At 67.4% G+C, this 10,199-nt stretch carries 7 protein-coding genes; 4 read left to right on the top strand and 3 right to left on the bottom strand.

Going from position 1 to position 10,199, the window contains the following annotated elements:
* Positions 1 to 273: transposase domain-containing protein (locus tag BUC15_RS13130; RefSeq protein WP_175558327.1), on the bottom strand; the 273-nt coding region annotated here is incomplete at its 3' end.
* Between the two features lie 204 nt (positions 274 to 477).
* Between BUC15_RS13130 and BUC15_RS13125 the strand changes: the two genes are divergently transcribed.
* The 4 genes from BUC15_RS13125 (at position 478) to mobF (ending at position 7,045) form a co-directional block, all read left to right on the top strand.
* On the top strand, positions 478 to 1,596 hold the full coding sequence (locus BUC15_RS13125; protein WP_073189023.1) for a tyrosine-type recombinase/integrase: 1,119 nt from the start codon (positions 478 to 480) through the stop codon (positions 1,594 to 1,596).
* Entirely contained in the window at positions 1,593 to 1,931 is a 339-nt protein-coding gene (locus BUC15_RS13120) for a helix-turn-helix domain-containing protein (RefSeq protein WP_073189021.1), read from the top strand. The genes BUC15_RS13125 and BUC15_RS13120 overlap by 4 nt, the downstream gene beginning before the upstream one ends.
* A complete protein-coding gene (locus BUC15_RS13115; RefSeq protein WP_084189582.1) occupies positions 1,928 to 3,388 on the top strand; it encodes an FYVE zinc finger domain-containing protein in 1,461 nt (486 codons plus the stop codon). Before BUC15_RS13120 ends, BUC15_RS13115 begins: the two co-directional genes overlap by 4 nt.
* A gap of 102 nt (positions 3,389 to 3,490) precedes the next feature.
* Positions 3,491 to 7,045, top strand: a complete 3,555-nt coding sequence (gene mobF / locus BUC15_RS20810) for a MobF family relaxase (RefSeq protein ID WP_245787980.1) — start codon at positions 3,491 to 3,493, stop codon at positions 7,043 to 7,045.
* Positions 7,046 to 7,283: 238 nt separating this feature from the next.
* Here the strand turns inward: mobF and BUC15_RS13105 are convergent, their stop codons facing one another.
* Both BUC15_RS13105 and BUC15_RS13100 read right to left on the bottom strand, forming a co-directional pair.
* Positions 7,284 to 7,664 carry a DsbA family protein gene (locus BUC15_RS13105; RefSeq protein WP_073189019.1) on the bottom strand — a complete coding sequence of 127 codons (381 nt, stop codon included), beginning with the start codon at positions 7,662 to 7,664 and terminating at the stop codon, positions 7,284 to 7,286.
* A complete protein-coding gene (locus BUC15_RS13100) occupies positions 7,645 to 10,026 on the bottom strand; it encodes a heavy metal translocating P-type ATPase (RefSeq protein WP_034254538.1) in 2,382 nt (793 codons plus the stop codon). The genes BUC15_RS13105 and BUC15_RS13100 overlap by 20 nt, the downstream gene beginning before the upstream one ends.
* Positions 10,027 to 10,199: the final 173 nt, after the last annotated feature.

Genomic DNA, 10,199 nt, shown 5'->3' with positions numbered 1-10,199 from the left:
GTATGTCTCGCTCCATCCCGAGGCCCACGAGAGCCCGTCGGTCAACTGCGCCAGCACGTCCTCGTACGAGCCCTCGGAGTACAGCGCCATCCCGATCGCGAAGTAGGCCATCACCCGAGCCGGCAACGAACGATGCCGCTGCTCGGTCCGGCCAACATCGGCAATCACCTCATCGACCAGCTCGGGCGGGAACACCCGCGTCAGCACCCCGACCGAGACCAGGTCAGAGAGGCGACGCTCGGTCTCTGGCTTCTTCCATCCAACACGCGGCATACCACCAAACTACACCGCTGCGACCTTAACTGAACGGTATTGGGGTTAAGCGAGCATTATCGCCGCAGATGTCACAGCCCTTGCCGTTACTGGTCACGACGTTCTTGGGTCGGGCTGGCTGGTGGGCTTGTGGGAGCAGGGCGCTCACGTTCATGTTACCGTAGATGCAACATCGTGATGTTGTAGGTAACGGATTGAGGGTGGATGGCGGGCGAGTTTCCGGGGTCGGCGCGGTTGTTGCTGGTGCCGGGCGTGGTGCATCTGAATGAGCCTGCCGCGGTGTTCGAGGCGATGGTGACGGGCTGGTCGAGGCAGCAGCGGTCCCGGCAGCTCGGCGAGCACACGGTGGTGACGCGAGAGCGGCTGATCCGCCGGTTCCAGGCGTTCTGCGAGTCGTATCCGTGGCAGTGGACGCCCGGCGATGTCGAGGACTTCACGGTGTCGCTGACATCGGGGCAGGGCAGGTTGGCGCTGTCCACGATCCGGGGTTATCACCTGACGTTACGGATGTTCTGTGACTACGTGACGGACTCGCGGTATGAGTGGCCGACGCAGTGCCATGACCGGTTTGGGCAGGTGCCTTCGCAGGTCTGCAACGAGTGGAACACGGTCGCGCATCTGAACGACTACGAGGGCCAGCCGCAGCGTCGTCCGTTGACGTATCGCGAGTTGGAGTCGTTGTTCGACTGGCTCGATGAGCGGGTGGATCGGATCGCCCGTTCGGGGCGCAAGGGCGCGTTGGCGGGGTTGCGCGACGCGACGATGTTGAAGACGGCGTATGCGTTCGGGTTGCGCCGCAACGAGCTTGCCCGCCTGGACGTCGCGGACCTGCGCCCCAACCCGCACATGCGTGCTTGGGGCAGTTACGGCTCGGTGCATGTGCGCTACGGAAAAGCGACCGCGGGGTCATTGCCGCGTCGTCGGACGGTACTCGCGGTTCCGGAGTTTGACTGGGCCGTCGACGGGATCAGGCAGTGGGTCGAGGAGGCGCTGCCGCTCTATGAGGCCGAGGGGCATCCCGCACTCTGGTTGACCGAGCGCCGGACTCGGGTGAAGGTCCGTCAGGTCGATGATCTGTTCGCGACCGCGCGGGCCGAGATCGGGTTGGATGAGCACCTGAGTCTGCATTGCCTGCGGCACTCGTACGTGACGCATTTGATCGAGCACGGCTACCCGGAGCGGTTCGTCACCGAGCAGGTCGGGCACACGTACGCGTCCACGACCGCGATCTACACATCGGTGTCCAACGACTTCAAGAACAAGACCCTGCAAGCAGCGTTGGCCAGGGTCTACCGGACCGAGGAGAAGGAGAGAACACCATGAGGACGATCCAGGTGCAGTGGAACCTACGGCAGGTGATGGCTGACCGCGGCCTGTTCCAAACCAGCGAGCTGGTGCCGCTGCTGGAAGAGCGTGGTATCCACCTGACCCGCGAGCACGTCTACCGGCTGGTGACGAAGACGCCACAACGGCTGAACACCGAGGTCTTGGTTGCGCTCTGCGACGCCCTGGCCTGCGCCCCGGGCGATCTGATCGTCGGGGTCGTCGCTGAGCAGAAGCAGGCCAAGACCGGCACCAGCAGCGAGGGCGGCCCACAGATCGGTGACCTGCGCCCGATCCGCGCGAAGATCAGACGCCCCGACGGCGTCACCGAGTGAGGCGCGGGCTGCGGAACCCGGCCTGCGTCAGATGCGGGCTTCGCGGCGGAACCGTCAGCCTCCCGGGCGGGTCGATCTGCCCTCGCTGCCGCTTCCAACTGGCCTACCACCCCGCAGTTTGCCCGGAGTGCTCCCAGCAGCGGCCGATCGCCTACCCGTCGCGGTTCGCTGACAACATCGTGGTCTGCGCCGACTGCGCCGGCGAGGAGTCGGTGTTCGCCTGCACCGGCTGTGGCCGCGAGGACAATCCCTACGGCCGTGACCGGTGCGCACGCTGCTTCCTCACCGAGCGCCTCACCTTCCTGCTCACCGACCCGAGCACCCAGGCAATCCACCACCAACTCCAGCCGCTCTATGACGAGTTGATCGCCGCGCCGCGCCCACAGAGCGTCATCACCTGGCTACAGAAACCACCCGCGACCGGCGTCAAGCTCCTTGGCATGATGGCCCGAGGAGAGCTGGCGATCAGCCACGACACCTTCTGGGTGCTGCCCGCTGATCGATCGCACAACTACCTGCGCGACCTCCTCGCCGGGGCCGGTGTCCTGCCCGCCTACCATGCGCCGATCGAGCAGATGGAACGGTGGCTCGATGCCACCCTCGCACCCCTGGAAGCCGAGGACAGAGCGCTGGTCGGACGCTTCGCCCGCTGGCACCTGCTCCGGCGCCTACGCAGGAGTGCCGAGCATGGCCAGCTGAGCAAGACAGCGATCTACAGCGCCCGGGGCAACATCAACGGCGCTGTCCGGCTCGGCCAGTGGGCCGCCCGACACGGCACCACGATCGCCAGCCTGACCCAACCCCAACTCGAGTCCTACCTCGCGGACTATCCCGGCGCACGCAACAGCCAGCAGACCTTTGTCGCCTGGCTCAGCCGAGCGCGAGCGAACACCAACATCACGATCCCCTGGAGGGGAACGACACTGCCAGAGGTCATCGGCACCGACGCCGACCGCTGGGACCAGATCAACACACTGCTCCACGACGACACCATCGCGCTCCACGCGCGGATCGGTGGACTGTTCACGCTCCTGTTCGCCCAACCACTCCAGACGATCGTCGCGATGCGCACCGACCAGATCACCCTCGGCGACGACGGCAAAGTCATCGTCACCTTCGACAGCGTCCCCATCGAGATGCCGCCCGGCCTGGACGACCTGATCCGACGCCACCTCGCACGCCCCGGAAGCCCCTCGATCGCCAGCACCGACCACGGCTGGCTCTTCCCCGGACGCCACCCAGGCAGACACCTCGTCAGAGAAACCTTCCGCGGCCACCTCGTCGCCGCCGGTGTGAGGCCTGGACGCTCACGCCACGCCGCCATGTTCGCCCTCGCCGGACAAGTCCCGGCACCCGTGCTCGCCGACCTCATCGGCATCGCCGACACCACCGCCATCAGATGGGCAGCCCTCGCCGCCCGAGACTGGTCCAGCTACGTCGCCCAACGCGGCCAATAAAGCCCGCACTGAATATCGCGCGTCCGCCGACAGTCAACCAACGTTGACAGTGTTCCGCTCGGTCAGCGTCGGCTCACCTGGCTGTCGAGAGGCGGTGCTCTGGTGACGGTTTCGATGCGGGTGATGAGTGCAGGTGATGGGTACAAGTACCTGCTCCGCACGGTCGCCGCGGCCGATGGCGACAGGTCGCTGTCGACGCCTCTGACGAGGTACTACGTGGACGCGGGAACCCCACCGGGCCAATGGCTGGGCTCAGGTGTCGCCTCGCTCGGCAAGGGGCAGCTCTTGGTCGGTGATCGGGTGTCGGAGGCCCAGCTCCAGCTCTTGATGGGGATGGGTCGCGACCCGATCACTGGCGACCCGCTCGGTCTGGCGTTCCCCGTCTACAAGTCGGTGTCCGAGCGGATCGATGCGCGGATCGCTGGCCTGGACGCGGGCCTGAGTCCGGGCGCGAAGGCGGCGGCGGTCGCGCAGATCGAGGCCGAGGAGAGCGCGCGTGGGACGCGGCGTGCTGTGGCGGGGTTCGATTTCACGTTCTCGATCCCGAAGTCCGCCTCCGCGCTGTGGGCGGTCGCCGACGCCGGGACGCAAGCGCTAATTGGTGAGGCGCATCATCGGGCGGTTGCGGATGTGGTTGCGTTCATGGAGCGAGAGGTTGCAGCCACCCGCACCGGTGCAACCGCCGGGGACGGGGCCGTTGCACAGGTCGATGTCACCGGGCTGGTGGCGACGGCGTTCGATCACTTCGACTCCCGCGCGGGCGACCCTCACCTGCATACCCACGTCGTCATCTCCAACAAGGTCCAGACAGTCTTGGACGGGAAGTGGCGGTCGCTGGATGGGCGGCCGATGCACGCCGCCGTGGTCGCGCTGTCGGAACTGCATGAGGCGGTGTTCGCCGATCACATGACGCGAACCTTCGGGGTGGAGTGGGAGGCACGGGACATGGGCCGGGACCGGAACCCGGCGTGGGCGATCACGAGCGTGCCGCAGGAGCTGGTGGCCGAGTTCTCCACCCGTGCCCGCCACATCGACGTCGAGAAGAACCGGCTGATCGACGAGTACGTCGCCCGGCACGGCCGCCAGCCGTCCACGGCGACGATCATCAAGCTCCGCGCCCAAGCGACCCTCGCCACCCGGCCGGACAAGGAGGTGCGGTCGCTGGCCAACCTCACCAGCGAGTGGCGCACCCGCGCCGCCGACGTGCTCGGTCGGGACGCCACCGGATGGGCCCAAGCCGTGACCGACAACGACCCGGTGCTGCTGTTGCGGGCCGATGATGTGCCGTTGGACGTGATCGCCGAACTCGGCGCCTCGGTCGTCGGGGTGGTGGGTGAGAAGCGGTCGACGTGGCGGCGCTGGAACCTGATGGCTGAGGCGTCGCGGCAGACGATGGGCTGGCGGTTCGCCTCGATGCGGGACCGGGAAGCGGTCGTCGGCATGGTGGCCGATGCTGCCGAAGGACTCTCGTTGCGGCTGACGCCGCCCGACCTCGCCACCAGCCCGGTGGAGTTCCGCCGGGCGGACGGCACCAGCGTGTTCCGGCCCAAGCATTCGACCGTGTTCTCCTCCGAGCTGTTGCTCGCCGCTGAGGACCGACTGCTGGATCGTTCCCGCACCATGACCGCACCGACAGTCCCGCTTCGCACGGTGGAGAAGATCACCGCCCGGCCAGATCATGAGGGGCGGATGCTCGGTGAGGATCAGGCCGACGCGCTGACGAAGATCGCCGTCTCCGGGCGCATGCTGGACGTGCTCGTTGGTCCGGCCGGTGCTGGGAAGACCACGGCCATGTCCGCGCTGCGGCGGGCATGGGAGAAGGAACACGGCGCCGGGTCCGTGGTCGGGCTGGCGCCGTCCGCGGTCGCGGCACAGGTACTTGCCGAGGACTTGGGGATCCCGACGGAGAACACGGCAAAGTGGTGGCAGAACCAACTCACCCGTGGCGAAACGTTCCAGTCCGGCCAGCTCGTCATCATCGATGAGGCATCTCTGGCCGGCACCCTTTCACTGGATCGCATCACGCACCTGGCCGAGTGGGCGGGAACGAAAGTGCTGCTGGTCGGGGACTTCGCCCAGCTCCAGTCCGTCGACGCCGGCGGCGCATTCGGACTGCTCGTGAACGACCGGGATGATGCGCCCGAACTGGTCGATGTCCACCGCTTCGTGAACACCTGGGAGAAGACGGCCTCACTCTCGTTGCGGCACGGGCGGACGCAGGTGATCGACACCTACCTCGACCACGGCCGCATCCGCGACGGTGACGCCGAGGCGATGACGGATGCTGCCTATGCCGCTTGGCGCGCCGACCGGAATGCGGGGTTGGTGTCGGTGCTGATCGCCGAGACCCGCGACGACGTCACCACCCTCAACCAGCGCGCCCGCGCGGACCTGATCCTCGACGGCACCTTTACACCGGGCCGGGAGGTGGAGCTGAACGGCGGCACCGCCGCCGGAGTCGGAGACACGATCATCACCCGCCGCAACGACCGCCGCCTCCGCAACAGCAAGGAGTGGGTACGCAACGGCGACACCTGGACCATCACCAACGTCCGCGACGACGGCTCGATCACCATCCGCAAGACCGGTCGCAGGTTCGGCGGCTCGATCCTCCTCCCGGCGTCCTATGTGGCCGAGCACGTCGATCTCGGGTACGCGGTCACCGCCCACCGCGCCCAGGGCGTCACCGTCGACACCGCCCACGTTCTGGTCGAGCCCACCACGACGCGGGAGAATTTCTACGTCGCGATGACAAGAGGCATGCGTTCCAACCGTGCGTATGTGATCCTCGACCGGATTGACGATGCTCACACGGAGTCGCATCCGGGCGAGAACCCGGATGCCACCGGCAGGAGCGTGCTGAACGGGGTGCTCCAGCACGTCGGCGCTGAGCTGTCCGCGCACGAGACCATCACCGCCGAACACGAGCAGTGGGGCTCCATCGCCCAACTCGCTGCGGAGTACGAGACGATCGCCGCCGCTGCGCAACGCGACCGCTGGGCGAGCCTGGTTCGTGCATCGGGGCTCACCGCCGAGCAAGTCGACACCGTGCTCGACTCGGAAACGTTCGGCGCACTCACCGCCGAGCTGCGAAGGGCCGAGGCGAATCACCACGACATGGACCGACTGCTCCCGCGCCTCGTCGCCGCGCGCGGGTTCGGTGATGCTGACGACATCGCTTCCGTCCTTCACCACCGCGTCGAACGCGCGACCGCACGGCCGGCAGGGTCGGGCCGCACCCGCAAGGCACCGCGGTTGATCGCCGGCCTCGTCCCGCACGCCGACGGCCCGATGTACACGGACATGCGCCGAGCACTTGATGAGCGGCGTGAACTGATCGAGGCCCGCACCGACGCGGTACTCGACGCCGCACGCGACGCCCGGGAAGCCTGGACGAAACCGCTCGGCGTGCCTCCTCGCGATTCGCGGAAGGCAACAGCATGGCGGCGACATGCCCGCACAGTCGCGGCCTACCGGGACCGGTATCGTATCACCGACGACACACCCCTCGGATCGCCCCCTCAGTCAACCGCCCAGAAGATCGACGCCGCCCGTGCCAGAACAGCATTCGACAAGGCAAGGGACATCTCTCGTGAACACACAGCGAATGTCGAGCGTTCGCCGGTCGAGCAAGTCTTTCTCGGCCCGAGCCTGTGATCTAGGCCTGCCCCACAGTGCCTTGCCGACACGTGTTGATTGGGGTGTGGAATGGACTCCGAGCGGGATAATAGTGTGCGCGCCTTCAAAGAGTTCGATCTGGTTGCGTATGCCCCTGATCGCGACGCTCCACGATGCACCTGGTGCCGGGCGGCATCGGGCATCCTCCCGAGGGCGACGCGCGTGCGTAAGCGTCGACGCAGCGCGCCACACGTGCACCGCTCACACCCGAGGTGCCTCACCCCGTACGTTGCGCACCGCCCCTCGCGATATCGCCGCCGTGATCGCCAGCTGAGGTGGCCACCCCTGCCGCACGCTGGAGCGCTTGTATCACGTTCCGGAGTTCGGGTACACCACGCAGCCCGACTGCGGTCGGGTAGAGCCGGCAGGCCAGAGCGGGCGCTGCTCCTTGACGGGCGAAGGGGTCGGCGCCGTTGATGAGGATTGTCGGTGACCCCGTGAATCCCCGTTGCTGGGCTTGCTCATCGCTGACGACGATGGAGCGGTGTACTCGCGCGTCTGTCCCGCACTGGCTCACGGCAGCCGTGATCAGCCGCACCGCGGCTGCCTCGCTGGTGCAGTCCGGGACGACGAGCAGCTCAACGTCGATCGTCTTCATCACCACCGATGGTTTGAGCGCGCAGTCGTAGGGCGTTGGCGATGACGCTGACGCTGGAGAGGGCCATGGCGGCGGCGGCGATGATGGGTGAGAGCAGGAGCCCGAAGACGGGGTAGAGGACGCCGGCGGCGATGGGGATGCCGAGGGCGTTGTAGACGAAGGCGAAGAACAGGTTCTGCCGGATGTTGGCCATGGTCTTCTCGGAGAGAAGACGTGCGCGCACGATCCCGGTGAGGTCGCCCTTGAGCAGGGTGATGCCGGCGCTTTCCATGGCGACGTCCGTGCCTGATCCCATGGCGATGCCGACGTCGGCGGAGGCCAGGGCTGGCGCGTCGTTCACGCCGTCGCCGGCCATCGCGACGACGTGACCTTCGCCGCGGAGCTTGGTGACGATGTCACTCTTGTGGTCGGGCAGCACTTCGGCCTCGACGTGATCGATGCCGAGCGTCTTGGCGACTGCCTGGGCGGTGACCCGGTTATCGCCGGTGAGCATGACGACGTCGATGCCGTCCGCGCGCAGAGCCTTCAGGGCGGCGGGGGTGGTTTCCTTGATGGGGTCGGCGATCGCGAACATACCAGCGGAGTGGTCGTCGATTCCGATGTGGATGACGGTCGCACCGTCGCCGCGGAGCTCGTCGGCGCGGGCGGCGAGCGGGCTCGTGTCGAGGCCCTCAGAGTTGAGGAACGTCGCGCTTCCGATGGTCACCCGGTGGCCGTCGACGGTCCCCAGGACGCCGCGCCCGACGGGTGAGTCGAAGTCGGTCACGTCTGGAATGTGCAGGCCTCGCTGGGTGGCGGCTTCGATGATGGCCATGGCGAGTGGGTGCTCGGAGGCGCGTTCGACGCCGGCGGCGATGCGCAGCAGCTCGTTGTCATCACGGTCGCTGCCGGTGGTGACGATGCCGGTGACGGTGGGTCGTCCTTCGGTGAGTGTGCCGGTCTTGTCAACGACCAGGGTGTCGACCTTCTCCATGCGTTCGAGGGCTTCGGCGTTCTTTATCAGGACGCCCAGGCCTGCGCCGCGACCGACACCGACCATGATCGACATGGGGGTGGCCAGCCCGAGCGCGCAGGGGCAGGCGATGATCAGGACCGCCACGGCGGCGATGAGGGCGTGGGCGAGCTTCGGGTCCGGGCCGACCAGTGCCCAGACGATGAACGCGACCACGGCGATGGTGATGACGGCGGGCACGAAGATGCCGGCCACCTTGTCGGCCATCCGCTGGATCGGGGCGCGGGAGCGTTGCGCGTCGGCGACCATGGCAACGATTCGGGCGAGCATGGTGTCGCGTCCGACCTTCTCGGCGCGCATGACCAGGGCGCCGCTGCCGTTGATGGTGCCGCCGATGACGGTGTCGCCGCTGTTCTTGGTGACCGGCATGGACTCACCAGTGACCAGGGACTCATCGACGGCGGAGCGGCCATCCTCCACGGTTCCGTCGACCGGTACCGCCTCGCCGGGGCGGACCCGGAGGCGGTCACCGAGCTGGACGGTGTCGAGGGGGATCTCTTCGTCGTCGCCGTCGGCGGTGATGCGGCGGGCGGTCTTGGGGCTGAGATCGAGCAGGGCTTTGATGGCGCCGGAGGTCTGCTCGCGGGCGCGCAGCTCCAGGACCTGCCCCAGCAGGACCAGGGTGGTGATGACGGCGGCGGCTTCGAAGTAGACGTCGACGGTGCCCGCGTCACCGCGGAAGGAGTCGGGGAAGACACCCGGCGTGAAGGTGGCGATCACGCTGAACAGCCACGCGATTCCGGTGCCCATCGCGATCAGGGTGAACATGTTGAGGTTGCGGGTGCGGACCGAGGCCCAGCCGCGGACGAAGAAGGGCCACCCGGCCCACAGCACGACGGGTGTGCCGAGCGCCAGCTGGAGCCACACCGAGGTACGGGCCGGGATGAGGTCGTGCAGCCACGGGATGAAGTGGCGTCCCATCTCAAGGACGACGGTGGGGATCGTCAGCGCGGTGGCGACCCAGAACCGGCGAGTCATGTCGGCTAGCTCGGGGCTGGGGCCGGTATCGGCGGTGACGGTCACCGGCTCCAGGGCCATCCCACAGATGGGGCAGGACCCGGGCCCGGGGCGGCGGATCTCTGGATGCATAGGGCAGGTCCACTCCGTCGCCTCGCCGCTGATGGGCGCATCGTGGCTGGCGGCGGGCATTGTTGCATGTTCGGCTGCGGGACCGATGAACGCGGCGGCGTCCGCGTGGAATCGGTCACGGCAATGCTCCGAGCAGAAGTGGTACTGCTGACCGTCGTGGTCGAGGACGGGTGCTGTCGAGGCGTTTACGTTCATGCCGCACACGGGATCTGTGAGCGGCTCCGTCGCGGTGGATTGGTCGTAGTGGTGCTCGTGGTTCATCACGGTTGGCTCTCCTGCGCGAGCGCGTCCATCGGTGTCCATGCCCGGGCGGCGAGCGTGGCGGCCAGCGCCCTGGGTGTCGCGAAGGTCATGCGGTGTCCTTCGTTCTGGCTGTCGACGCTGATGGGACCAGTTCGCCCGTCTGGGCCTCCACCTTGATGAGTGGACACCGG

Source organism: Tessaracoccus bendigoensis DSM 12906 (genome assembly GCF_900141915.1).
GTDB classification, from domain to species: Bacteria; Actinomycetota; Actinomycetes; order Propionibacteriales; family Propionibacteriaceae; genus Arachnia; species Arachnia bendigoensis.
This window is presented reverse-complemented; position numbering and strand designations above follow the sequence as displayed.